Origin of the sequence: Haloferula luteola (assembly GCF_014201715.1) — a bacterium.
GTDB lineage: Bacteria > Verrucomicrobiota > Verrucomicrobiia > Verrucomicrobiales > Akkermansiaceae > Haloferula > Haloferula luteola.
In genome coordinates, this window is sequence record NZ_JACHFD010000006.1 from 126,016 (window position 1) to 149,180 (window position 23,165).

The window sequence follows — 23,165 nt, forward strand, 5'->3', positions numbered from 1 at the left end:
TTATGAGTTGAGGATGCGAATCTTCTTTTCGGCGGCAAGCTGCCTGGCCTTATCGGCGTCGAGAGTGATGCGAGCGCCTTTGCCTTTGTGGTGGCCTCTGATTTGAGTGCGGGCCACCAGAACGACAGCCTTCACGGATTTCGCCTCCTGAAGCTTCGGCTCGGGTTCGGGTTCGGGTGTGGTCTTCATGATTATTCAAATGAAAGGGTGACGCCTTGAGAGGGCAGAAGGACACGCATCTGCCAAACGGCGTGACCTTCGAGCCGCGCAGGGAAAAACTCAGGGACGACGAGGAATTGCTTTGTTTGAGAACTCGGAAGATTCGCTGGTTCGAAACCGTGGATCGCGGCCACCATTGACTCGATGACTTCGTCGGCTGCCGTGCTATCCTCGTCCTGTAGCAGAGCTGGCGCGTAGAGCGTCACGAGATAGGAAAGAACGAATCGAGGCTTTCGGAAGTTCTCGGAGCCATTGCGGCCCCTTTGCGGCGAAACCACGCAATAGATCTCTGAACCCTTTCCAATTGCGGCGTCGATCATGGACGCCAGGTTGTTTTGCCTCTCAACCATGCACGCGTCAGCGAGCTCGGGAATCTTGTCCCGAAGCTGATTCTTAATCGCCGAAGCAGTGGAATAGATGCACGTGCTCATCGTCAGAAATTGAGTTTACGGTCACCACCCCAACAGACACTCGAAGGACGGCTTGAAGTGCTCTCGTGAGGGTCGACGAACATTTCCCCTGGTTGATTCGGGATCGAGTCGATGAACTTGCGTGCATCGCGGTACTCGTCCCGACGCGGATCGATCTCGCCGATGTCCAGCGGGACTTGAGTGATCATGGAATGCCGCGCAATGATGGCGGCAGCGGAAATGCATGAGTCTGGCAAGGTGCCATCCGGACCCAACCCAGCGACATCTGGATTGGCTCTGATCTTGCCGCGGATCTCATTGCAAACCTGCGAAACTATTTCGGTGATTCGCGCCTCCGCATCTTCGCCGTCAGCCTTCGACTGGTTGACATAGTGATTCAGCTCTCGTGCTGAGAGCCTCAATTTTACTTGAGCGGGTGTGAATTCAATCCAGGCCATGGCTTTCAAAAACAAGCCCCCACCCGCAGGTTCGGGCGGGGGCCATCATGCTTTGGGTGGTGTGGAATTATTTCTCGGACTCCGATTCTATCGGGTCGGGCGGGTTGTCTTCGCCGCTCTCAGCGCCATTCGGTTTGGAGTCATCAGAGTCCCCGTCCTCCTTCTTTCGGGCCTGCTTCTTGGCCCGCTTTTTGGCGGAAGGTTCATCGTCGTCCGATGGGGATTCGGCCTCCTTCTGCTCAGGCTCGTCGACTGCATCGACCTGTCCAAACCGTCTCCAGGCGATAATCTGCGAACTCCCGGGATGGGCGGTGATTTGCTTTCCCTGCGGAATTCGCTTTCCGTTCAGGAGAACCCCGTTCGGATCTTTCACGATGAATTTCATGATGATCAGCCGAGGACGTTGGAAAGGTGGTAACCGCAAGCAGCCGCCGCGATCTTCTCGTCGACGTCGTGCTTGAGCTGATGGATGAGCGCGGGCGGGTTGTTTTCGCGGTAGCTCATGACCGCGATCTCGCCTCCCTTTGCTCCTGTGTAACCAGACCATGCAAAGGTCCGACCGAAAGACGGGCTCTCAAGATCCAGCGTTGCTGACACATGCGCCAGCACCACCGAGTCTCCCCATACTTTTGCCACGCTGATGGCTTGGCCTTCGGCGGCGGCATTTTTCACCGTGCCTGCGACCACGACACGATCCACCTGGAGGATTGCAGCAAGGATCTGCGCAGTGATGTTCCCACCTTGGGTGTATTTGTATTTGTCCCGAATCTGATCGAGTTCAATCAGGATGTTGAACACGTCACGAGGGATGATCGCCACGTTCGGGTCGAGACCGCAGTTGTCGTGAATCACTTCGCGTGCGGCTTTGATGTCGCCAATAGGATCGCCTCCAGCGGCATCCCACTTCGTGCCGGGAGAGGAACTCGGCACGCCTCCACCGGTGGCCAGATCATGGCAGCGCTGTTCCTTGTTGAGCAGCAGAATGCGAGTGCCCCGCTGCACCTTGCCCCGGTCGGCGTCAAGAGCACTTGCGTAGATCGCTTTCTGCCGGTCATCGAGTGGCAGCTCGATACCGTAGTCACGAGTGGCAAAAGTATCTTCGTCGAGTGTCAGGTCGGCACGCTCATACGGCGCACCAGCAGCTCGAGGCTTGACGGCAGGAACGGTCAGCAGGTTGTCCCTTAGCCACACTGGAAAGCGAGCTGCCTGCACGGCGGCGGGGAAGACGGGGAACAACGCTCCCGCTGCATATTCCGCCTCATTGACGGCGTATTCCGAAGCGGTGCGAGTGAGGACGTGATTAAAAATTGCGGTCGATTTCATGAAGCTTCAAGGATGAGGTTTTAGGGGACAATGACCGGCTCGATGACATCAATGATCTCAACGACGTCATCTTCCGCACTGTTGCCCATGGCGGTCTTCCGACCGAATGTGCGATAGGAGCCTGCGACGGCGGGCTGGGTGATTACCTTGGCACCGGCGCCCCAAATCACGCGGGCATCCTTGGCAATCACTCCGCCGGCCTTGACCTTCACTGTTCCGCCCTTGCCGAGCAGCCGCACTGCGACCTCGCGAGATTCCATGCTGGTGCGCTGATGCAGGACGCCGATAGCGGCATCACCTGAGGTGGCGAGTTTGACGGTGTTGTCGGCGTTGCCGAGCATCACGAGGAAGCCTTCCTTGTCGACGAGATCGCCAAGCGTCTCCTCCTGGAAGCTCTTGTAGGGTCCTTCAGAGTAAGTATCCATGATGATTGAGAGAATGAAGGGGAAGAGTTAGTTCTGGGTATCGAACTGCTTGCAGTAATCCTCGTAGAGTCGCGGGTTCGAGGCGGCGACTTGTGCGTAAGCCTCATCCAAACTCGTAGCCTGTTTGGCCGAGATCAGCGCTTCAGCCCTCTTCTCAAACTCGCTCACGGAACTGCGCCCATCGCCGGCAGCAATCTTGAGCGCTGGCGTCTCAATGTCATCGGCACCATGGGTCGCCGGAATTGCATTGAGAGCGGCAACCGCAGTTTCCCCACCGTTCTCGATCGTGTTTCGCCAGAAGCTCTTAGTCGCTTCGTCTTTCGGCGCGATGCGACCTGCCTTCACCGCATCTTCGACAGCAGTCTCAGCTCGTTTCGCTTTAGCCTTCTTGTCTGCTTCCTCCATGTCGGAGAGGCGCTTCTTGAGATCCGCGTTTTCTTTGTCAGATGCGGCCAGCTTCGCCTCCACATCCTTCAGCTTTTCACTGTCGGATCGCATGGCGGAGATTCGGGTTCGAGCGAGGGTCTCGGCGGTTTCGAGCGCGGCCTCTTTCTCGGAAAGCAGGCCACAGGTGGCGAGGATGAGGGCAGTAGCCATGGGGTCAGGTTGGTTTGATTTGAAGTGGTGCTCGGCGTTGGCCGCGGCAATACGAGGGATTTCGCGGAAGGCGGGATCATTCACCAGCCCACCCAGTGGTCCCCGCTTTGGGAGGCCCGTTGGCTCACCTGTTTCTTGGTTGAGGAGGAACTCGGGCGAGAAGTATGAGAAATCCCGTCCCTCGACCGCACGGCGACCACTGTCCGTCCAGTCGACGGCCGCAATCACGCCGCGGCCCACCTCATATCGAAAGCCAGTCGGAATAGCTGAGGCGGCACCGTTCTTGTGCTCGAAGTCAAAGATCGGACGAACATTCTCACGCTGGCGCTCCGCAAGGTCCTGCTGAAGCTTCGCCGCGATGGAAGGGCCACGATCCGGAGAGACTTTCACAGTCAGCCTGCCAGCCTTGCCGTTTACGAGAGGCGTGATGGTGTGAGTGCCCTCGGGGAAATAGACAATCTCGGCCGGCGCTGAATTCCCGTCGGGGAGCGCCATCGCGAAGGCGGTGACATGAGTGATCATGCCAAAATGGAACAGTCCCCCTTCTTACTCTCCCAGCCGTCGCGATGGTCCCCACCATCAGAAGGGAATGCCACCGCTCAAAATCTCCGCTGCGACAGGTTCGAGAGCCCCATCACCGGTTCGCCTCGGGAGGAGGAGCCAAGCCAAGGTCTCCCATCCCTGCAATCATGTATTCAACTTGATCCGCCGTCATTCCTGCGGCCATCAGTCGAGGGCGCGCCTCCTCGAGAGAGATTTCACTCCTCATCAACTCGTCGATGATCTCGTTCAGTTTCTCTTCGTCGCGTTCCATATCATTCAAATGGGATTCGGAGCCATCCACGGCGGGCAAACAATCTCCGCAGCTCCTCACGGATAGGCTCAAAGTCTGAATCTGTCCACTGCGTCGCCCCTTGGCGGCGTCCCTCAATGGCCGCCTGTTCGGCCCGAAGCGCCTTAAGCATTCCTTCATCCCCCGATTCAATGGCAATCCACTGGGCGTAAGCCCGTGCAAACAACTCGTGAGGTTCGCAGGCGTATTCTCGATAGCGAGATGGAAGGTTAGGGTCGACGCTCAGAGCCTTGTAAGCCTCCGAAGCCTCCACAGCCTGCCGGAAACCCGCGAATTCGTCTCCGAAACTTCCCCATGTTCCAAGTGCTGGGGCATACGGAGGAGGATTAAAGTTGGGAGGTGGTTTGATGGGAGACGGGTCCCCTTTTCCATTCCAGAAGGCCCAGTGGTCAAGATAGTGGCCCGTTTCGTGAGCAATCGTCAGACCGCGATCAGGGGTTTCCGGGATGGGTGGAGTGATGCGGATCTTCGGGGAGTCGAAGGGATTGAAGTCACCTCTCGTTCCTCCCGGCGCTCCGGGTCTCCGCTCATAGGAGCACACCGCAGCGGCAGAGTCTTTGAACTCCACACCGTGCACTCGATCGATGGCCTCAAGAGCCCGCCGAATCTGCTGCCCCATCTCCCCTCTCACCCGAACACTGGCATTGGAGCTGATGTCGACTCCTGAGACCCCTTCGGCCGTTTGCGGATTCGCTGCGACCTCGGGCTTGATCTTCATCTCGTCGCCTTCCCGGTTGGCGATCTGCCGCAATCTCTGCGCAAGCCTTCTCCGTAACTCGGGATCGAGCTTCCCAACCTCAGCCCGCAATCCTTCGTTGAATCCCGGTGTCTTGGGCGCCGGTTCGTTCACTTTCAGGCCGAGTCTTTCTGCTTCTTCGCGCCTGACATCTTGCTGACCCATGCCTGAATGAAATCCGTAGGGCTCCCACGGGACCCCGAATCCTCCGATCAGCGGATCATTGTGCCACTTCGCCCAGAAGTCGAAATCGGTTTTGAGGCGTACGTCTCCCTCTCCTGCAGCATGACGGAGCCGAGGTTCCTTCACCCCGCGGACCCTGACGAATCGAGCCGCAGGAAAGGCGCGGCGGACCGCTGGCGACATGCTTTGACGCCATTTCCCATACCCAAATGCCTGCCGGATGTTCGTGTCGAAAATCAACTTGAGCCGGGCAGCTGAGCGAAGGTCCGTCACGTCGTTGCGATTCACTTCCCCGAATCCCCCCTTGGCCATTCCCTCCTTCAGCATGAATTCCCGGATCTTCTTCACGAAGTCCGCCCTTGATCCGACTTTGAGTGCTTTCCGTTTCACTCCGTCCGGACCGACGACCTCCTCCGTAGCTTGAGTCAGGAAGTCCAGGAGCAGCTGGCGGGTACGTTCAGCGAAGCGGGCATCTTCGATGCCTGCCGACCAGATAGCACGCACCCGCACAGCAGCGCGCTGGTTCCCCCACTCGGCCGAGTCCCAAAGTTCTCCTCGCGGAACCTTCTTCTCGATGAAGCCCAGCGTCTCCATAAATGGCTTGGGTCGGGTAATCATGGCATGTCAACGATCGTTGCGAGTTCCTCAAGCCAACCGCGCCGAAAGGCTTCAATGAGGTCTTCTTCCGGGGGCAATGCACCCAGCCAAGGGTCCTGAGTAATGCCCCGGCTCAGCAGGTAGACTGCGCGAACTGTGGACCGCGCCGCCAATCCTGCATTGCGACCGTTCCTTTTTCGGATTCGCGTAGGAGTAAGAACTGAGAAATCCCCTTCGTTCTCAACCCTCTCGAAGAGAGCCATTTTCCCGGGAATCATGAACAATCGGCTGCTGAAATCCCTCGAGTAATCGATCGCCCGACGACCATGGGCCTCGGGCACAATGGGAATGGTGAGGAATTTTACCCTCTTCGGTGTGATAGGTCCGCCCTTTACCTTGTGGCGGTAGAGTGGCGCGCCATTAGCGATGATTGCGCCAGTCGCATCGGAGGAAGCGACATGCCAGGCAACAGCGATGTCCTCGCCGAAGCCCGTCGACTCGCGGCCTGGCCCATGTGTGCCAAGGCTGGGATTGTCCCATTTACGATCCTGAGCAAAAGCGAGGTGATAGTCCCGGGCTGCAAGAACCGCCGATTGGGCTGCCACCTGATTGAGTTCGGTCGCCTCGGAACCAGTCATCGCTCCGATCAGGCGCTTAAGCTCCGCATCCAGCTCGTGGATTCCCTCGAAGTTGACCTCAATGTGGATCACGGCTTAAAGCGATAGGTCGAGCCCTCCAGCATTGCCGCGGCCATTGAGTCTTCGAGAGCGTCGCTCAGCGCCTCTGTGTCGAGGCGATCAAATAGCTCCGGCATCTCTCCCTGAGCTTTCTCGACGGCCTCAATCAGATCCTCATCGCTGACGTTACCAGACTCAGCCAGAGCAGCGAGACGTGCGAAGAACGGCTGCACATTGCCGAGCCATTCGGCGGACACTCCCGTTAAGTTCTCAAGCATCGAATCGACGATCTTCTCAAGGCCATCTTCTGGAGGCGGCGTTTCCTGCTTCGCTGCAATTTTCGTGCTCGGCATCCGGTGCAGGAGCATCAATGCCCTCATGGCAGGCACTCCAAGCATCTGCGACTCAATCTGAGCTTCGGGATCCAGCTCAAGTTGGGCGAGCCAGCGGTGATGTCCATCGATCACGTAACCGTCGCTCGACGTGAGAATCGATCCTCCTTTCAACGTCCCGTCAGACATCGCTTGCTTGATCGCATCGACCTTATCCCGTCGGAAATTCTTCTGCGATGGTTTCAGGTCCCCTGCTCTGGGAAGAGTCAGCGAAGCATCGACACCCCGAGCACGAAGGAATTGGACCAACGCTGATCGGTTGCGATTGGTGGTTTGGGGCATCTCCGACCGTGGCACTCCCAGGCTATCCTCGAACTCCTCCCATACCTCCTCTGCCGCTCTTTTCGCTGCGGCCCGGGCAGTTAAATCGGGAGCACCAGACGGAGGAGTGTTCGCCACAGGGGCAGCACCTGCTGCGGGACCTCCTTGCTCACGACTACCACCAGCAATGAAGGTATCGGAGACGTCTTTCGGCTTCTCGATTCCGTATCGCTCCCGAATAGCCGACTCCGACCACTCCAGGCCGGGAAAGGCACGGACGATGATCTCGTCACGCTCCGCCATCGCTTTCTCGTCCTTGTTGTCGGGCCAATCGGGATAGATTTCAGGAGCCTCTTCGTGGGAACCGTAGTTGAGACGGAGAATGTGCCGCCCGAGCTGTCGGGTGAGAATCCCGCCGATGAAGTCGCAAACTCCCTCAATGACATCCTGCCGGATGTTCTGGTGCACCATCCCGAGCGACCGGTTGCCGTTCTCGCCGGTATCCGTGGTGAGAGTTTGCCCAAGAATGAATGCATCGCACTGCCGGTCAGCCAGCTCGATCAACTCCTTCTGTGGGATCTGGCTTGCGCCCTTCATCACGTCGAGCGGCTTCAACTCCATCCCGCTGGGTCCCACTCCGTAGCCATTCGCGGCCATCTCAGCCAGCATTTGGCAAACCGGGTCTCGATCCGGGTCCGACTGATAAGTTGCCCACATGTAGGGCGTGCCGAACTTCTGGGTGTATTGAAGGAACCACTTCAGGCCATACTGCGCAGCAAGCCAATATGTGGACAGCGCCCGAAGTGGTGCGGCAACCGTCGGGTGTCCGAGGTGCCCTCGCTTGATCGCTACCAAGAATCGGTTGCGGTATTTGCCTTCGTTGAACGGAACAAGATTGGTCCATCCCGTCAGGCCTCCCTCAGGATCGAGCATCAGTTGATCCTCGATGTCCCCGAAAGTGCCGGTAGAGGGGTAAGCGCAGAATCTCGCTGGCGTCAGAAAATAAGCCCGTGGGACGATCATCCCATCCTCCCGCTTCTTCCAGCGCACTTCGGAAACCCCGATACCTGTGAAATACTGCCAAGTGAGCCATTCAAAGAGATCCTCAATCGCACCTTCGCTTTTCTCCTCAAGGGGATCAGCTCTCCAAAGGATTCGCCGGAAGAAGGCCGCCTTCTCCTCAGCACTGGACGTCGGTTCAGTGTCCTCGTCCTCGGTCCAGGCCTTGATCTTCCATGGAGCCTTACGGGCTGCCCTTGCCAACTCGCTGATCGCCTTCTGCAGGTGTGGCCACCGGTCGGCCATCGTCGCAAAAAACAGGCTTGAGGCCTGAACGTCGCCATTGATCGCGCTATCGACAATCAGCGCAACGTCATCGGGCAGCATATCCCGCTGCATCCGCTCAAACGAGCGATCCCGGGGAGTTGGGGAAACGATGGGCCTGATGCCACCTCGCGGCGCCCGAGCAGAAGGCAATGCGATTGAAGTGTCAGCTGCGGTAACACGGACGATTTCGTCGCGACGCGGAGGAAGGCTTGATCCGACTGGATTCATCGCCCGTATTCAGAGCTCGAACCCAATCTTAGACGAAGCCGTTCAAGCGGTCCCCATGTCCGAGGAAAGACGGGTCACTTTTGAAAGCGGCTTTAAGACCAAACGTTCACCCCTTTTGGGTTGAATGGAAATTAGACATTTGCTCCTACTCCCGAATGAAAGTTTGTCGACTCAGGACGAACATTGAGCCAGGTCAAAATCCCGAAAATCTCCCAATGGAATCCATCTGTGATGAGTGCATTGAAGAAATGAGCACCGTCCTTATGCCAGGCGATGAGCCTCTCATTTTGAGCAGCCACGAATGGAACGACTCTTGTCCCGACATCTGTTTTATTTGCGACAAGACCAAGCAGGAAGAAGACAACGAATAGAATACTGCGCCCCGCCCAGATCACCTCTTCCCCGTTGAAATTGCGCACCTTACTTCCGATTTTCGCTTCTCCTTCTGAAGTCCAAGTATTGCAGCTCGTCAGGTAGGCCGGTTTTAGCCACCCTTGAGCCTTGCTGATCAAAGACCGCAGCAGAAACTGCTATTCGCCAAAATATATGAGTACCATTGGATCGTTCTACTTGCTCAGTGACAACAATCGCGCTGGGGTAGTCGAGGCGGCCATGTCGCAATCCAAGGCGCTTCGAAAAAAGCGATTCGGCTTCTTGCCGCCAAAGCTCCCTCTCCATCCAGACCCATTCTGGGCGTTCATTCGCTCAAATGCGCAAGAATTGGATGACTACCCGTATTCTGGGCACTTGCTCTTGGATGTCGAATTGATTGCCCCTGACACCCTCGCCTCAACGGACCAAATCGGGAAAGATCTCACCCGAATTGTAAAATCGACCTTCATTTCTTTTAGACCCGAAGATTCTGCACAGTCTACGGCGATATTGGAATCCGCCGATTTTTCTGAGTCCTCAATTAGGTCGTTCCTCCTCCAAGAAGGGAGAGAACACGAATTAGCCGACTTTATTGGACCAATCAAGGTGACTGTCGAGCACCTAAAGAGTTGGCTTGGAGCGGTTACTCATGGATACGTCGGGATACTAGCGATCGGGTAATGACACACCAGAAGCCACGCTCTCGAGCAAAATGACACGGGGCAGATCTTACCGCCTCTTCCAATGGCAGCTCTCCATTCCGCAGCCTTTGGCCATGCGTTCAACGTCGGCCTGGAGGCGTTCAATGATCTTGTCCTGAGCTGAGAGACGTTCCTTCATCGTCGACCAGAGAAGCCCGGCGAGCGCTGAGATAACGCCGCCGAGCACTCCGATGATTCCGAGGATCCAGGCAATGGGGAGTTCGATCATTGGCTGAGCAGATCGGCGTCGACGTAATCGGCGACCTTGTTCTGGGCGTTCGAGAGAAGCGTGACGGCTTCGGTCAGTAGGGGATCGGCACCGACCTCCTCCACGGCATCCAAGGCGGCGTGGATGGCCTTCTCCGCCGGTGTCCAGCGGAGCATGTCGTTACGGCGCGGGATGACTGGAAGTGGCGAGACGGGCAATTCAACCCCAAGGAACCGAAGCACACCGGCAGCGATGGCAGTGGCTGAGCGCTCCTGGAAAGCTGCATCGTTCAGCAAGGACTCGCCGGCGTCGGTGTCAATGAACTCCAGTTCGAACAGGATGGCGGGGCCACTGGTGCGGACCAAGACCGCGTAACCTGCCTCCTTATCAACGTCTCCGTCGGTGAGGTCGACTCGGCGAATGCTGCCGGGGTTGGCTGATCCGAACTCCTCGAACACGAGAGTCGCAGCGCGATCGCTCGTAGTTTCGCCACGTGAGGTGTAGACCTCGAAGCCCGTCCCTCCTCCGGCATTGCAGTGAATCGACACGAAGAGATCTGCAACAGCACGATTGGCGATCTCCGCCCGCTCTGTCAGCCCAAGGAACACATCCGAGTCCCGCGTGAGGATCGAGCGCACCCCCGCCTCGATCAGGATCGCGTGAACTCTTTTCGACACATTTAGGGCAATGTCCTTTTCCTTCGATCCTCCGGGCCCGAGGGCTCCAGAGTCATGGCCACCGTGGCCGGCATCGATAACTGTCGTGGGAGTTTTCATTAGGAGATTACTTCGGCCTGGATTTCATGGGGCGGCCGGTGTCCCCACCTTATGTTGGAGTGCCTTCAGTGGGTGAGGACTCGCCAGAGGATCACTTTCCCGAGTCGACAACTTCAGCGACAACATCGACCACGGTGCCGACATCGTAGAGTCCGCTCACAGGGAAGGCTGTACCGGCCTCCCGCGCCTTCTGAGCGGCGACCTCAGCTTTGAGGACATCGACGGTTGCCACCTGGAAAGGTTCGGCAGTGGGTTCGTCGAGTCGCAGGACTGCGACCGACGCGACAGGCTGCCCGGTGAGCCCCGAGATGACTCCCGTGCAGGATTGGAGGGTCAGGAATCCGACGGCAAGTAGCAGAGGAAGCAAGATTGCCGAGAGCTTGCCGAAACTGTCGTTCTTCTTCCCGTCATCGAGATAGTCCCCCACCAGCAAAATGACGTGACCGAGGGCAATGGCCGCCACAGGCAAGATGGCGATGACTCCGGCCACGTTCTCAGGCAGGATGTTGATAATGCCCTTGAGGTCGAGACCGCCGAGGGCCGAGCAAGCAGCCGCTACGGCGGCGAGGATGTGGAGCGCTTTCTTCATAGCACTTCCATGGTGGCTAAGGAGTTCATCCCGGACCACGCAAGGCAGTGGTCCCCGAATAAGTCAGTTCCACATAGCAAGCCTAACTTTATGTAGTTTTTTGACCATCAGTGAGTTTTGAATATCCCTATCGACTCCACTGTGGGGCGCGAATATGATTTGGCGCATGGAGACGTTCGGAGGCGAGCTGAAGAAGCTGAGAGAAGAGCGGGAGGTCTCGCTTGAGATATTAGCCCAAAGAGCCGGAACCTCACCTGCGCATTGTCGCGAGGTCGAGGAGGGGAGAGTTATCCCCACTCCTATGGAAGCTTTCCTCCTCTTGAGAGCGTTGGGATTCCCTCCTTCCGAAGTCTTGGAAATCCTCGGTAGTCGGAGGCACGAGGAGCCGTGAAACTCATGCCCAAACCCGATCAGGATAGTCAGGCCAGTCGGGTCGGGGTGCGCCGGAGTCGCTGCGCCAAACGATGACGGCTGCCAGATCGGGAGGGAGTTCGAGGGCAAGAGGATGGTCTTCGGCGACGCGGCCGAGCACCCACCAGCCGGGAACTTCTGTCATTTCGGGTGCCTCGTCGGTGCCGCCGGTGCGGTAGGCATGCCGCCCGATCACCGAGAGATTGAGGCCTGCGGCGAACGGGAATGTTTCAGCGGACTCTGGATCGGTGGTCCCGAGCGCTACGCCGGCCGCGGTCGCGGTTTCAACGTCCGGATATTTCATGAGGAAGTCGATCATGGCATGGAGTCGAGGAGGGCCCGCACCTCGGAGGGAGTGTAGAGCCCGGGAAGGAAAGCGAGGTTTCGGAGATGTCCGTCGAGGTTGCTGCCGATGGACATGCTTGCGGGAGTGGTGCCGGAGAAGTTGCCGATGTTGGCAGAGGATGCCGCCGCGCCGTCGCCAATGCGGCGGTGGAGATAGCTTCCTCCAGCGGTGGAGAATGAGAGAGCGACGTATTCGCGAGCCGAGACGGTCGTCGTTCCGGCGTTTGTGGGGCCTGACAAGCTGGTACCATTGCCAACGTATGCATGCGGGTAGCCTGGGCCGGTGTCGGCCGCGCGAAGGATGATTCGATCGTTCCCGCTCCCGAGTGCAATGATTTGCCGCGCTTGGCCGGTCAGGCTTCCCGGATACGCGCCCACTTCGGCGAGGATGACGCCAGCCGAGGGGTCAAACCAGTCCATGTCAGATAGACTCATGACGTCCTGTTGGCGCGTTGCTGCCGCTGCACCGGTCGGAATGTAGGAAGAAACTCCCCCCAGTTCCATCTGCCCACCAAACGCGTGGACTCCGGCTGGAGGGGTAATCGCGGGAAGTCGCGCAGCCGCAAGTCCTGTAGACAGTGCAGGAGCCATAACCCCATTTGTCCCCGCCGAAGCAACAACCCGGTGGTTGCATCTGAACCACCCATTTACCAGGGCTCTGATATTGCCTACCCCACCAAACGCGGTCAGAGTTCCGTTATTCAGGTCAAAATTGGTGTGCTGTCCCGTCCCGAATGCTGCACTGCCGCCCGTAATTTGCAGAAAGTTGGTGAGACCAGGTTTCCCAAAACAAGATAAAGAATACGTCGAATTTTGAACAACCGTGGCAATGCGGCTCACAAGAATTCCAGCCGCTGCGCCCGCTGATTCTAGAGTTTCGGCAAGGTTTGTCCCGGCAGGATCCGTAACCGTATTTGGAGTGACATCTAGAGCGCTTGGGTTCCACGCATTAGTGTTGTTCAGCTGATCGCTGTGCCATTGCAGGTTGGTGCTTTGACGCTCAAAAAGTGCGCCTAGGAAAGCTCCGGTGAGAGGGTCGTGGTCAGAGCGAAGTTCGTTGGACGCCGCAAGTCGCAGGAGGCCATCAGCGTCGAAGTAACTGGCCTGCGAGGCGCGAGAGACCGCCGGGATTTCCGGACCTCGGATCGATTGAAACCGTCCGCCTTTGGGTCCCCAAAACAGCGTCGCCCCCCGCGCCCATGACGGTAGGTTGCCACCGCCAAGTAGGCTCACCAGCATTGGAGCTTCCGTCGGCGTGAGGACGGCTGGGATTTGAGGTCGAAGAATCACTGGTTATCGGTCACCCGGATTTCGTTGGCCTCGTCACTCAGGTTGACCACCCTGATCTCAGGAACTGGAGTAACCACGATGCAGCTTCCGTCAGCCTGAGTGCGTCCGAGGAATCGCCAAGTTCCCGGAGACCGAAGACCCTGGACTTCTGCAGGTCGCTCGGACATCACTCCAACGACAGCTCCAGTCACGGTTTCGAGTTCCCCGGTGTTTCCACTGGGGGCGACATCAGCGGCAGCGTGTAGTTCAGCCATGGGAAGACGATGCCTTCAGTTTGGCTCATATTGAACTCGGCGGCGTGGTCCCCGCTCAGAAGCGCACCGTGCGGCCACCAAATGGGTTTGCTGGAATCACGCTGGATTTAGCAGACTCAGCGGTCAGAGATCCTGTCATTCTTGCTCCGCACATGATGGACATGAGGTAGGTGTCTGCCCGGTCGGGACTCTTCACGCCCCGCTCCTTCATCTTCTTCTTTGACTCGATTCGAAGGCGCCCTCGATCGTCCCATTCAAGGCGGCGAGTCGTGAGTTGCTCGAACAACTCGGCGCTGAAATCCCCTCGAGGCCCGAGGTGGATCTTCCCTCTCTCGATCAGTCGGCACCCTTCAATCCAAACCTGCGAAATGAGGTTCGTGTACTTCTCGTCGTCAATCGCCGGAAAGCCGCCCCGAAACTCCTGAGGCTTGAAACCTTCCTCGGCCATGTCCTTCACGATCGGAATACCCATGCCATCTGCATCCGCCCAGACCTGCCAGGGTTTGAGGCCATGAACTTTCGTGTAGAGATTCACATGCTTTCGACGCGACTGGACCGTGTCGCTATCTCGCCACGCTTCGACGAGCCGCGGAAAGTTCCCTCTTCTGATCGAGATCGTGTCCTCATCACCTCCAGCCGCGAAGTCCGAGGCCCCGACAATCTCCCCTGCTTCGTCTTTCTCCGGTTGCCTCACAAACGCCAACGTCAGAGCTTCCGGGGTGATGACGACCCGGGTGTCTAGCGAGGTAAACTCAGCTAGGTGCATCGACCTGAACAATGGAGAATCTTCCCCAAGCTCCTCCCGGTCGAAGGCGATCTTTGCAGGGTCGATGTGAGGGCACTCAGAGGACGGAATCCGCCTCGTCCAGTAGAGTCCTGCGTTTCGATTGAACGCCTGGAAGAATTTCCCCTCAGGCTTCCCAGGTGAACTGGTCCAGAGTTGGAACTTCCGAGTGCATCGCTGGAAGGCACCAAAGATCTCATCCGGGACTCCCTTTGCCTCGTCGACGATGATGAAAACCGGATCATCAGAAAGACCCGACAGCGGATCTCGAGGCAGCTTAGGGTGCCATCCTTCAGCTCGGTTGGGATCGTTGGTGGAGAATCCGATCACGCCACCAATTCCGCTCTGCCTTCCCGTGGGTGTGGTGACTGTGCACTCAGAACCTCGCCGGACACGCCAGCCAGGATTCAACCGTTTCAGACCGGCGAGCGAAGGCCATAGCTGATTCTTGAGCTGATTCCATGACCCTGAAGTCATGATCACCCACCCTTGCGGGAATTTCCTCAGAAACCACGAGATTGCCGGCGCGATAACGTCGTTGGTCTTTCCCGATCCATTTGCAGCAGCGAGCGCGACAGGTGGCCCTCCGAATTCCTGAAGGCCAATCGCCTCAAGGGCTGCGATTTGCCAATCGTAAGGGTTGCGTCCCAGCTCAAGAATCGCGTGCTCTGCGGGCGTAAGACAGTATCTCATGCTCCGTCACCCTCGCGCTTTGCCGACTGCGTCTCCCGGATCTGTCGCACTCTCTCAACTGCCTCTAACTGCTCCGGTGAGAGCCCCACCGCAGAATTGAGTGGCGCCCCATCCGGACCACTGTGCTCGATCCCCTGCGCGAACATCTTCAGGTGCCTTCCAAGGAGTTCCAGTTGCTGAGTCTTGCCCGCAAGCTTGAGCGTAAAGTTTCCATTCCGGTCCCATGACCAGCCAATAATTGCCCGCCGAACCTCTTCCGGAAGCTTGGCGATATCAGCCGGACAGTTGATGCTGGCCTTTCCAAGATCGCCAGGATCGTAGAACGCCATCACCTTCAGTTCCTGAAGCACTCGATCTGCAGTCAGCTCGACCCGCTTCGACCGCTCGACCATGAGCCTCTGAACCTCAGTCTGGATATGAGGTTTTGTGAGGTTTTCGAAACCGATCTCCTTCGCCGTCGCTTCACTGTATCCAGCCCGGATGGCAGCCTGAGTTGCGTTCAGGTCGACGAGATACTCTTCACAGAACATCTGCTGCTTAGGCGTCAACGATGGTTCCGAGATGCGGCATTCACGAGTTACACGCTTCTTCGCAGCCTTCTTGGCTGGGGCGTTCTTCTTCGGCTGGCGCTTTGTCGGGCGAGTCACGTTGGAAGTACGCGACGCAACGGAAAACAGGTCAACCGGGAGCCGTGGTCCCCTTCCTACACCAAAACGCGAGAGGGCATTATAAATTCAAGCTCCTATTTTAGCTGCCGTCCCTGATCAGAGAATTAAAATGGCGAGCGTGGACTACTTTTCGATCCTTCGCTCAAGCATTTCCGTGATCGCCGCGACACTGGCGTTAACGGGAATTTGTTACGGCACTAGATGCCCGGAGACAGGCAGATTCACGAAAGCCGGGCGTATCATGGTTGTACTGATCGGGATTTCATGCATCCTAACCATTGCGCTAGAATTCCTCGCAAGCCATAGCAGTCGAACGGAGCGGGAACGAGATCTTGCAGCATTTTCGGCTATTGAGCGGAAAACATTCTCTGAGACCGTAAGGTACGGTCGCTTTCAGGACAGCACCATAAAGGGTTGGCCCGAGGGAACCGCCTCATATGCTCTCAATTGGTTAACCTTGCCAATCGACGAATTAAACCTTCAATCAAAAACAGAAACTTCCCGCGAAAGATGCGCTCGCGTCTATAATGGAAGAACTTCAATGATGGCAAATGAGAACGGAGATGAAGTTTTCGCCTATTATGGCCAGCGTGTTCGGCTCCGGTTCAGCCCTAGAAATTCTCCTATATCCCAACAAGACTGGCTCGCAGCCAGAATCAAATACAAAGAGCTGGCTGATATTCAACTCAAAAGCAAAACCACCTACGCGATATCATGGGAACCAAGGGATGACAAATCCTATTTCGAGTTCCTCGAATGGTACCATGATTTCTGGTGCAATCCACCTTCTCTTCCGACTACCGTGATGATTGGAACTTGGGAGCACACCTTTGACTATAAAGAGTCTCAGACAGATTTAGTCCTCGCCTCCCCCATTGGGGGGACACCTATCCCTCGAAATGTAAAAATGCCAGTTCTGGTGAGAACTTATAACCATCCATTCACGTTTGATATTTCGGTTGAGATCGTTGATGCCGTCCCCCAAGGCGACACCATTCACTACTCAGATTATGTTCGCACCGATGCCGCTCTTGGCACAGTCGCTCACATGCATCGCTACTGGACTGTGGTAGATGAAATTGCCGAAGAGAATTGGCCTGAATAGCTCAAGCGGAATTCATAGTGCCGAATTAAGATCCGAATAAAACGAGGTGTTCTCAATTTTCTACCCATTTGAGATTCGCTCTGCCTTTTCCAACGCCGCGATGATTAAGTCGCGGCGCTCAAGTGCCTCCCGTAGATCTCTCGTCCCCAGCCCCTGTGTGATGCGTACTCCGACGAGCTTTGGCCCTCGATCGATCGTTGCCCTCATTTGGTAGAGGCCGCTCGGCTTCCTCTTGATGTGATGCACTTCCTCCAGGCGAATCCGCATGTAGTCGCTGCTTTCGAGGGAGTGGATGGCAGCAAGAACAGTTGCTTTGGCAGGACTCCTGCGACCAGAAAACCACTTCCTAAAAGTGCTCTCCTCGAAACCGCAGATTTCCGCGGCTCTACTGATTGCAACACCAGTCAATTTAATGATTTCCGAGAGACACAAAACTGGATCTCCCGAAGTCCTTAACCGGGACTCTGTCCCGGTTTTCCTCGCGCCTGAAATATTTTTTCGGTCACTCATTTATCGAACGGGGACGATCAGGGTGTTGTTGATTAGGCGAGAGAGGATTGGCGCGAACCGGTTGCGCTTCGAGGCCACGCCATCTGGGTCGAGTGCCGCCGTCAGCACCTCGGGCGACGAGAAATCTTCGTCGATGTCGTCCGGCTGAGGGTTGAGGCTCCAATGGGTCACCAGTCCCTCCCCGTGGCGATGTTCGAGGATTTCGAATAGCGCTGTTTCAAGTGGCGCCGTCCATGCTGACTTTCCCAGGTCATCGAGGAAGAGAACACGACAGCGCTGCCACACCCGGAGCTGCTTGCGAGCCTCTTCGCCGAGCCTCCTGTCGGTCCGATCCCGCCACGCCTGCTCAAGCTTGAAGGTGTTCATCCACCCGATGGTGCGGTGACGGTGAATCATCTTCTTCGCCACGAGGGCCAGGATCCGCGTTTTGCTTCGGCCTGGAGGCCCGACGAGCCCGATGGAACGCGATTCCCATGCTTCGTCACGGATTCGCATCCAGACCCGGCGGTTGAAGTCGGCATGTTCGATGTCGGTGGCCCGATAATCCGCAGGCACGATGGCCTCCCACTTCGCTTTCATGTCCGCGATCTCCTGCTTTCGGTCTTCCTCAGCCTGTTGCTCCTTTTCCCGGGCTTCGCAGGCATCGCAGAGGTGCCGGCAGTGAGCGAGCATGTCCTTTCCGAACATGAGCACAGGCTCGTAGGGCGACGGCGAGCCGCAGGAATCACAGGCCCGGACCTCGATCGTCGAACGCTCGTCGTCGGTTTCAATGGTGGTTGTGGGATCAGTCATCGAGGTTGAGAAGTTGAGGTTTGCGACCACCGACATCGATGGTCGCGGGTTTGTTCAGGCCGACCTTGGCAGCTCGACGCGACTCCCAGCTTTCCGGGGCTCGACGCCATTGGTCGTCCCGGAAGAACTTTTCGGCGCTTGGTGCCCAGGCGATCCGTTCGTTCTCGGGCCAACGCCTGACTGCCGCGGTCGCGGCTTTGGTGGCTTCAAGAATCTCGTCGAAGGTGTGGTTGCCGTCGTGCCGCTTGATGCACTTCCTTGCGGCCTCAAGGGCTGGCATGGTCAGATCAGGTCGTGGACAGGCGGATACCAGCGACTCCGCCTCGCGGGCGCGAGCTGCGGCAGCAGCTTCCCTTCCTTTCCTTTCCTCATTCCCTTCCCTTCCCCTTCCTTTCCTTTCCGTTTCAGCGATTTCGAAGCGTTGGGATTCCGTTGGGTTTTCCGATTCGAAACCGGGTGGTTTATTTTCGGTTACCTCCGGGGTATCGGGTTGGGTTTTCTTTTTCGGCCTTCCCCCTTTTCGGCCATTGGCACGATTGGTTTTCACCTCGGTTTCCTTTTCGACCGGGTAGAACAGAACCACGAGGCTTTCCCCGTCCCATTCCCAAAGCTCCGAATCGGTTTCGATCTCGCGTCTGGTCACACGGACCAGCTGCTGCCACTTACGGTCTTTCCAGTCTTTGCACGACTCGATGCGGCCGCCGTTCTCCTGTCCGATGCAGAAGCGCTGGAGCTTGAGCCAAGTAGCCTGATTCACCGGTTCCTCGCCCACGAACTCAGGCGAGTCGAGAACGCTGCTGTGTAAATTGAGCCATTCCATAGAGTCAGAAAAGAGTGCCCTGGGTTCCAGAACTAGAGAGTCGGGCCGATTCAGTTGGGGCGAAATCTGCTGCTGCACGAATTGTCTCAAGTGGAGAGGTCAGCTTGTGCGTAGCTCGATCCTTCTCCTGAAAATGAAGTGCCGTGAATTGGAGCACCTTCCACCCAAGCCGCTGGGCTTCGTTGAGCTTCTCACAGTCACCGGACATACCCGTGATGGATGCGTGCCGTCCGATGTGCCCGCCGCCGGTCTGGCCGTGCCCGTTATATTCGACCGCGAGCATCTTGTTTGGCACTGCGAAGTCGAACCGCCAACGCCTCGTCGCGTGAAACCGGTGCTCCGTTGAGACCGAGTCGCCGAAGATACTCCGGAGAATCTGCAGGAGCTGAAGCTTATTGCGGTCTCCAGATTTCATGCGGACCTCCTCTCAACTCCAAGGCACTCAGCCGGGATTCCTGCCCGTCGTATTGCTTCATCCAGGCACGCTTGCGAGCGGTGACGTTGTCCCGGGCTTGCAGTGCTGACGTCAATCGAGCAGGACCTCCCCGCTTTGAAGTCTTCGCGAATCCAGTCAAGGAATCGCACCGTCAGCGCCTCGTCCTGACGCTCAATGATCGCGGCATTCTCAAAAACCTCAGCCTCGAAAATGTGGAAAGGTGCGATCGCTCGACGCGACTGAGCCGCCTGCTGCTTTGCCCTTTGGTGGAGATCGAGCCAATATCGCCGACGGTAGGCAGGCTGAGCCACCCACCATCGCATGTCTGAATCATTGGGCGTTGTTCCCTGCATCCATGAGAGGCAAAGGCGCTCAGGCGTCCAAAATTCACGCTGCCGACGCGCATTCTCCGACCACTGGAAGCGCAGGCGCGTCTCGAAGTCATTGCCTTCGAGATCGAGATTGAGTTGATCGCTCATGCAGCGGCCTCCTTCCCTTCCTCTGCGTCCACGAGGTGCGAAACGTCCTCACGTTGCCCAACAACTGCGGCCACCAGAGCTCGAGCGAGCCGACGAGGAACCGCATTCCCAATCTGCTTCACCTGATCAGTCTTCGTGCCGGTGAATTGGTAGTGGGATGGGAATCCTTGCGCCGCCGCCAATTCGTGCGGTTGAAGCATTCGAAAACGGATGTCGAGCAAGTAGCGGTTGCCATCAATGTCGATCACCGGACGGACCAGGCCGAACCTGTCCTTGCAGGTGACGGTTGGTGCTGGCTGGTCGATGTCATGTGGTTGACCGTTCCCGTAGAACGAAACAAGGAACGGCTCCACGAGAGCAATTGCTCCTGATGTCGCCACGGTCGGAGCTGGTTCACTGATCGGACGCAGCCTTCCGTCGCTCTGCTGTGGGAGGAGATGAGGTTCAATTAGCGCGAGATCTCCACGCTCGCCGCAGATGGTCGGGGTGGGATCATTGAGCGACTTGACGCGACTCGCCTCCCCGGCACGGCTCATGCCGTTCGCGGTCTTGATCAGGAATGGCTCAACAAGTCCCAAGTGGGCACCCCCTGCCGTGACGGTGGGAGCTGGATTACTGAGACTCCGGGCCGTGCTGTTGATCTGCCCAGCGGCCGTGCCGCGCAGCTCGACAAGGAAGGGCTCAGCCACTCCGTGTCTCGCTTTTGTGACCACAGTCGAGATCGGTTCTTCAATCGAACTGATGCCTCCTCCCGGTCCCCCGCTTTGGTTGTCCCAAGCGACGATGAACGGCTCCGCCAAATGAAGGTGCCCCTGAGCAGTGACAGTTGGCAGAGGTTCGCCGAGCCCGTGGACACGCGGCGCCTGCGTTGGTCTCTCGCCATTGCCCGGCGTGATGAACGGTCCCAGCCCGAACTTCTTCAGCCCCGCCATGATCCGAGCCATGGTCTTGTCGCTCAGTGGACGCTTCCGCTCGTAGATCGAACCGGCCGGCAGCGACCAGTCGATGATCTCCCGCGCTGGAGTCCAGCGGCGTGTTGCAAACAGGTCATCACCCTTCGAGTGTGTCTTCTCTGGCCACACGATTTTCCTCCGGCCGCGCACCGCTTGAACAAAAAGCCGCGTCCGAGTTGTTGGATCGCCGTAGTCGGCGGCACACAAGAGCCGAAAATCGGTCTTGTATCCCAGAGATCTGAGAGCGGCCAGCCAAGCCTGAAACGTCTCCCCCTTTTTGGAGGCGAGCGGACGCCCTTTGCTGCCGATTGGCCCCCAGGTCTGGAACTCGGGAACATTCTCAATCAAAATCACCGGAGGCCTGAGGGCCTCAGCCCACCGGACTACGCACCACGCGGTGGCGCGGCTTTGGTCATTGATCGGCTTTCCGCCCCTCGCGATGGAGTGGTGAGTGCATTCCGGGCTCGCCCACAGCAGATCCAGCTCGCCCTCGCCAAAGAGTTCGCGAGGATTCACTGCGTCGATGCCCGTGCAGAGATGCCGCGCATCGGGATGATTCGCCGTATGCGTTTCGATCGCTCGCGGCCAGTGATTGATCGCCGTCAAGGAGGGGCGCTTCCCCATAGCCTCGATGGCTTCCATCGCGCCGGCAGATGTCCCGCCAGCCCCACAGAAGAGGTCTGCAATGTGAAAGCTCACGCCGCCACCTCCATCCCAAGTGAACGACAGATCGAAGGCATACATTCCAGCACCGGCTTATGGATATGATCGGCTTCGAACTCCTCGAGAAACTCAGGCGTCCGCTCGATCAGCTCCGCGCAGAATTGGGTCACGTGCTCACCAAGCTGCTCAGTGTAGGCATTTCGCCGCACTTCGATCACTTTGAAATCGAGTGGGTACGCCTCTGGGCAATAGAGAACAAACGCCCACGCATCGAACCCTGAGAGCCAAAGGTGGCCGTGGACCTGAGGTATGTTCTCAGTCGGAAGCTCTCCTTTTTCTAGGATCGAGAGGTGCTTATCGAGGTTGAAGCACTTAATTTCGATACCGGACACAGCTTCACCGAGATCACCGAACATGTCGTAGATCAGGCCGTCAGGCGAGCCGCCCGCCATGCAATGGTCGCTCTGGATGAAGGCAACCTCGCGGACGTTGAAACCGGTCTCCTCGCGAAACCTATCGCGAGCTTCGGGTTCAAGCGCCTGACCTCGATCTGTCCACTTGTTCCCTGTCCATTTCGGAAGGTCATACTTGGTGCTGATAGCCAATCTTCGCATGTAGGCCTCGCGCTGGCCGGAGGCCTTCCCACCGCCAGTGAGTATCTTGCCGAACTCAGACGCCGTGGGACGGACGGCGCGGAGCTGATCCCACTCCTCGTGCCCTTGGTGAATTCCTGTGATGATCTTCACTGAGCACCTCCCTCTTTCGCTGCGTGCCACGCTGCATTGACCGCTGAAGCAAACTTCGTTGCCCGTTCGACATTCGACGGATGCTTGAGGTTCGCCTTGGCAGATTTGATCGGGCCAAAGGCCATCACCACCGCGGACTCGAACACAGTCCATTCCGATGCTGCATCCATGTCGGCATCCGAGGCCTCCTGAGGTTTCGGTTTCCGTGCGAAAGGTGAATCGTCGAGTGACGGGGCGATCACCGAAGCGCCCTCCATCTTGGGTGCCTGCGCCTGCTTCACAGTCTCTGCTTTCGCCGCCTCAGCTTCGGCGCGAGCCTTCGCGGCTTCTTCTTGTGCCTTGCGCTTCTCGTCCTCGGCACGCTTCACATCGAGGCGGCGGCGTAGTTCGGCCTCCACCTGGTCGGGCGTCTTCGTTTCGAGCGACTGACGATCCATAATCAGCTCGCGACCGTGGACGCCCTCGAACTCGTCGAGGATCGCTTTCGCTTTCGAGATCCTGCCATTGATGATGGCCACCGTCGTCTTGAGGTCCTTGATGATGGACTTGAGCACTCTCTTGCCTTTGATCACAGCTTCCAGCTCACCGCCGAAAGTGCGCTCACGCTGGCTGACCGGTGCGTCCCATTCGATCCGCTCAATTGCGTCAGCGATGTGCTTATCTCGCACCTCCTGCTTCTTCGCCTTCACCAGCTTGTCGAGATCGAGCCTCGCACGTCTCACTTCTTCTCCGGCCTCCTTCAACGAAGCCTTCAGTTTGGCAACATCGCCTTGGTCCATCTCTTCGATGGCCTTCGAGATGGATTCTTCCGCCACCTTCAGAGCTTTGATATTGGAATCGGCTTGGCCAAATTCCTCGTCTGTCTTCGGGTCTCGATTGATCCTC

The 23,165-nt window shown here is 57.5% G+C and carries 31 protein-coding genes; 3 read left to right on the forward strand and 28 right to left on the reverse strand.

Translation table 11 applies throughout. The features are described from left to right. The 12 genes from HNR46_RS07660 to HNR46_RS07715 form a co-directional block, all read right to left on the reverse strand. Nucleotides 1-189, reverse strand: a complete 189-nt coding sequence (locus tag HNR46_RS07660) for a hypothetical protein (RefSeq protein WP_184017434.1) — start codon at nucleotides 187-189, stop codon at nucleotides 1-3. A 2-nt stretch (nucleotides 190-191) separates the two neighbouring features. Beyond that, nucleotides 192-650 (reverse strand): hypothetical protein, encoded by a 459-nt coding sequence (locus HNR46_RS07665; RefSeq protein WP_184017436.1) that lies wholly within the window; start codon nucleotides 648-650, stop codon nucleotides 192-194. 2 nt (nucleotides 651-652) lie between these two features. After that, a complete protein-coding gene (locus HNR46_RS07670) occupies nucleotides 653-1,087 on the reverse strand; it encodes a hypothetical protein (protein ID WP_184017438.1) in 435 nt (144 codons plus the stop codon). A 67-nt stretch (nucleotides 1,088-1,154) separates the two neighbouring features. Then, a complete protein-coding gene (locus tag HNR46_RS07675) occupies nucleotides 1,155-1,472 on the reverse strand; it encodes a hypothetical protein (protein WP_184017440.1) in 318 nt (105 codons plus the stop codon). Nucleotides 1,473-1,477: 5 nt separating this feature from the next. Then, the gene (locus HNR46_RS07680; RefSeq protein WP_184017442.1) at nucleotides 1,478-2,410 is read right to left on the reverse strand and encodes a major capsid protein; all 933 of its coding nucleotides are present in this window, start codon (nucleotides 2,408-2,410) and stop codon (nucleotides 1,478-1,480) included. Between the two features lie 20 nt (nucleotides 2,411-2,430). Then, complete coding sequence (locus tag HNR46_RS07685) at nucleotides 2,431-2,835, reverse strand: hypothetical protein (RefSeq protein WP_184017444.1); 405 nt, start codon at nucleotides 2,833-2,835, stop codon at nucleotides 2,431-2,433. A 27-nt stretch (nucleotides 2,836-2,862) separates the two neighbouring features. After that, nucleotides 2,863-3,954, reverse strand: a complete 1,092-nt coding sequence (locus tag HNR46_RS07690) for a phage protease (protein WP_184017446.1) — start codon at nucleotides 3,952-3,954, stop codon at nucleotides 2,863-2,865. 112 nt (nucleotides 3,955-4,066) lie between these two features. Then, on the reverse strand, nucleotides 4,067-4,246 hold the full coding sequence (locus HNR46_RS07695; RefSeq protein ID WP_184017448.1) for a hypothetical protein: 180 nt from the start codon (nucleotides 4,244-4,246) through the stop codon (nucleotides 4,067-4,069). Between the two features lies 1 nt (nucleotide 4,247). Then, a complete protein-coding gene (locus HNR46_RS07700; protein ID WP_184017450.1) occupies nucleotides 4,248-5,822 on the reverse strand; it encodes a hypothetical protein in 1,575 nt (524 codons plus the stop codon). Beyond that, nucleotides 5,819-6,511 (reverse strand): hypothetical protein, encoded by a 693-nt coding sequence (locus HNR46_RS07705; RefSeq protein ID WP_184017452.1) that lies wholly within the window; start codon nucleotides 6,509-6,511, stop codon nucleotides 5,819-5,821. Before HNR46_RS07705 ends, HNR46_RS07700 begins: the two co-directional genes overlap by 4 nt. After that, a complete protein-coding gene (locus HNR46_RS07710; RefSeq protein ID WP_184017454.1) occupies nucleotides 6,508-8,517 on the reverse strand; it encodes a phage portal protein family protein in 2,010 nt (669 codons plus the stop codon). Before HNR46_RS07710 ends, HNR46_RS07705 begins: the two co-directional genes overlap by 4 nt. A 299-nt stretch (nucleotides 8,518-8,816) precedes the next feature. Beyond that, on the reverse strand, nucleotides 8,817-9,197 hold the full coding sequence (locus HNR46_RS07715) for a hypothetical protein (RefSeq protein ID WP_184017456.1): 381 nt from the start codon (nucleotides 9,195-9,197) through the stop codon (nucleotides 8,817-8,819). Between HNR46_RS07715 and HNR46_RS07720 the strand changes: the two genes are divergently transcribed. Further along, on the forward strand, nucleotides 9,187-9,738 hold the full coding sequence (locus HNR46_RS07720; protein ID WP_184017458.1) for a hypothetical protein: 552 nt from the start codon (nucleotides 9,187-9,189) through the stop codon (nucleotides 9,736-9,738). The two genes, HNR46_RS07715 and HNR46_RS07720, sit on opposite strands and share 11 nt — an antisense overlap. Before the next feature lie 48 nt (nucleotides 9,739-9,786). Here HNR46_RS07720 and HNR46_RS07725 read toward each other — a convergent pair whose 3' ends face one another. From HNR46_RS07725 to HNR46_RS07735, 3 genes are all read right to left on the reverse strand, one after another. Next, nucleotides 9,787-9,987 carry a hypothetical protein gene (locus HNR46_RS07725; RefSeq protein ID WP_184017460.1) on the reverse strand — a complete coding sequence of 67 codons (201 nt, stop codon included), beginning with the start codon at nucleotides 9,985-9,987 and terminating at the stop codon, nucleotides 9,787-9,789. Beyond that, nucleotides 9,984-10,742, reverse strand: coding sequence for an N-acetylmuramoyl-L-alanine amidase family protein (locus HNR46_RS07730; protein ID WP_184017462.1), 759 nt, complete (start codon nucleotides 10,740-10,742; stop codon nucleotides 9,984-9,986). Before HNR46_RS07730 ends, HNR46_RS07725 begins: the two co-directional genes overlap by 4 nt. Nucleotides 10,743-10,833: 91 nt before the next feature. Continuing rightward, nucleotides 10,834-11,331, reverse strand: coding sequence for a hypothetical protein (locus tag HNR46_RS07735; protein ID WP_184017464.1), 498 nt, complete (start codon nucleotides 11,329-11,331; stop codon nucleotides 10,834-10,836). 166 nt (nucleotides 11,332-11,497) lie between these two features. Here HNR46_RS07735 and HNR46_RS21500 point away from each other — a divergent pair, with 166 nt between their 5' ends. Then, nucleotides 11,498-11,722, forward strand: coding sequence for a helix-turn-helix domain-containing protein (locus HNR46_RS21500; RefSeq protein WP_184017466.1), 225 nt, complete (start codon nucleotides 11,498-11,500; stop codon nucleotides 11,720-11,722). Between the two features lie 3 nt (nucleotides 11,723-11,725). Here HNR46_RS21500 and HNR46_RS07745 read toward each other — a convergent pair whose 3' ends face one another. Genes HNR46_RS07745 through HNR46_RS07765 form a run of 5 tightly spaced genes read right to left on the reverse strand, consistent with a single transcriptional unit; the run spans nucleotide 11,726 to nucleotide 15,755 of the window. Next, nucleotides 11,726-12,061 carry a hypothetical protein gene (locus HNR46_RS07745; RefSeq protein ID WP_184017468.1) on the reverse strand — a complete coding sequence of 112 codons (336 nt, stop codon included), beginning with the start codon at nucleotides 12,059-12,061 and terminating at the stop codon, nucleotides 11,726-11,728. Next, a complete protein-coding gene (locus tag HNR46_RS21505) occupies nucleotides 12,058-13,326 on the reverse strand; it encodes a phage head spike fiber domain-containing protein (RefSeq protein WP_425491687.1) in 1,269 nt (422 codons plus the stop codon). The genes HNR46_RS07745 and HNR46_RS21505 overlap by 4 nt, the downstream gene beginning before the upstream one ends. A 47-nt stretch (nucleotides 13,327-13,373) precedes the next feature. Continuing rightward, nucleotides 13,374-13,631, reverse strand: a complete 258-nt coding sequence (locus HNR46_RS07755) for a hypothetical protein (RefSeq protein WP_184017471.1) — start codon at nucleotides 13,629-13,631, stop codon at nucleotides 13,374-13,376. A 55-nt stretch (nucleotides 13,632-13,686) separates the two neighbouring features. Continuing rightward, complete coding sequence (locus tag HNR46_RS07760; RefSeq protein ID WP_184017473.1) at nucleotides 13,687-15,108, reverse strand: DEAD/DEAH box helicase family protein; 1,422 nt, start codon at nucleotides 15,106-15,108, stop codon at nucleotides 13,687-13,689. Next, nucleotides 15,105-15,755: a terminase small subunit gene (locus HNR46_RS07765; protein WP_221285069.1), complete on the reverse strand. Its 651-nt coding sequence runs from the start codon at nucleotides 15,753-15,755 to the stop codon at nucleotides 15,105-15,107. The genes HNR46_RS07760 and HNR46_RS07765 overlap by 4 nt, the downstream gene beginning before the upstream one ends. A gap of 139 nt (nucleotides 15,756-15,894) precedes the next feature. Here HNR46_RS07765 and HNR46_RS07770 point away from each other — a divergent pair, with 139 nt between their 5' ends. Next, nucleotides 15,895-16,881 (forward strand): hypothetical protein, encoded by a 987-nt coding sequence (locus tag HNR46_RS07770; RefSeq protein ID WP_184017474.1) that lies wholly within the window; start codon nucleotides 15,895-15,897, stop codon nucleotides 16,879-16,881. 60 nt (nucleotides 16,882-16,941) lie between these two features. Here HNR46_RS07770 and HNR46_RS07775 read toward each other — a convergent pair whose 3' ends face one another. The 8 genes from HNR46_RS07775 to HNR46_RS07810 are packed head-to-tail and all read right to left on the reverse strand — an operon-like array spanning nucleotide 16,942 to nucleotide 23,023. Continuing rightward, on the reverse strand, nucleotides 16,942-17,391 hold the full coding sequence (locus HNR46_RS07775) for a hypothetical protein (protein ID WP_184017475.1): 450 nt from the start codon (nucleotides 17,389-17,391) through the stop codon (nucleotides 16,942-16,944). Then, entirely contained in the window at nucleotides 17,392-18,183 is a 792-nt protein-coding gene (locus HNR46_RS07780) for an ATP-binding protein (RefSeq protein ID WP_184017476.1), read from the reverse strand. Then, entirely contained in the window at nucleotides 18,176-19,003 is an 828-nt protein-coding gene (locus tag HNR46_RS07785; protein ID WP_184017477.1) for a hypothetical protein, read from the reverse strand. The genes HNR46_RS07780 and HNR46_RS07785 overlap by 8 nt, the downstream gene beginning before the upstream one ends. A gap of 4 nt (nucleotides 19,004-19,007) precedes the next feature. Beyond that, nucleotides 19,008-19,418, reverse strand: a complete 411-nt coding sequence (locus tag HNR46_RS07790) for a hypothetical protein (RefSeq protein ID WP_184017478.1) — start codon at nucleotides 19,416-19,418, stop codon at nucleotides 19,008-19,010. Continuing rightward, entirely contained in the window at nucleotides 19,415-19,918 is a 504-nt protein-coding gene (locus HNR46_RS07795; protein WP_184017479.1) for a hypothetical protein, read from the reverse strand. The genes HNR46_RS07790 and HNR46_RS07795 overlap by 4 nt, the downstream gene beginning before the upstream one ends. Next, a complete protein-coding gene (locus tag HNR46_RS07800) occupies nucleotides 19,915-21,615 on the reverse strand; it encodes a DNA cytosine methyltransferase (protein WP_184017480.1) in 1,701 nt (566 codons plus the stop codon). Before HNR46_RS07800 ends, HNR46_RS07795 begins: the two co-directional genes overlap by 4 nt. Beyond that, nucleotides 21,567-22,280 (reverse strand): YqaJ viral recombinase family protein, encoded by a 714-nt coding sequence (locus HNR46_RS07805; protein WP_184017481.1) that lies wholly within the window; start codon nucleotides 22,278-22,280, stop codon nucleotides 21,567-21,569. Before HNR46_RS07805 ends, HNR46_RS07800 begins: the two co-directional genes overlap by 49 nt. Then, nucleotides 22,277-23,023, reverse strand: coding sequence for a hypothetical protein (locus HNR46_RS07810; RefSeq protein ID WP_184017483.1), 747 nt, complete (start codon nucleotides 23,021-23,023; stop codon nucleotides 22,277-22,279). The genes HNR46_RS07805 and HNR46_RS07810 overlap by 4 nt, the downstream gene beginning before the upstream one ends. Between the last annotated feature and the right edge of the window lie 142 nt (nucleotides 23,024-23,165).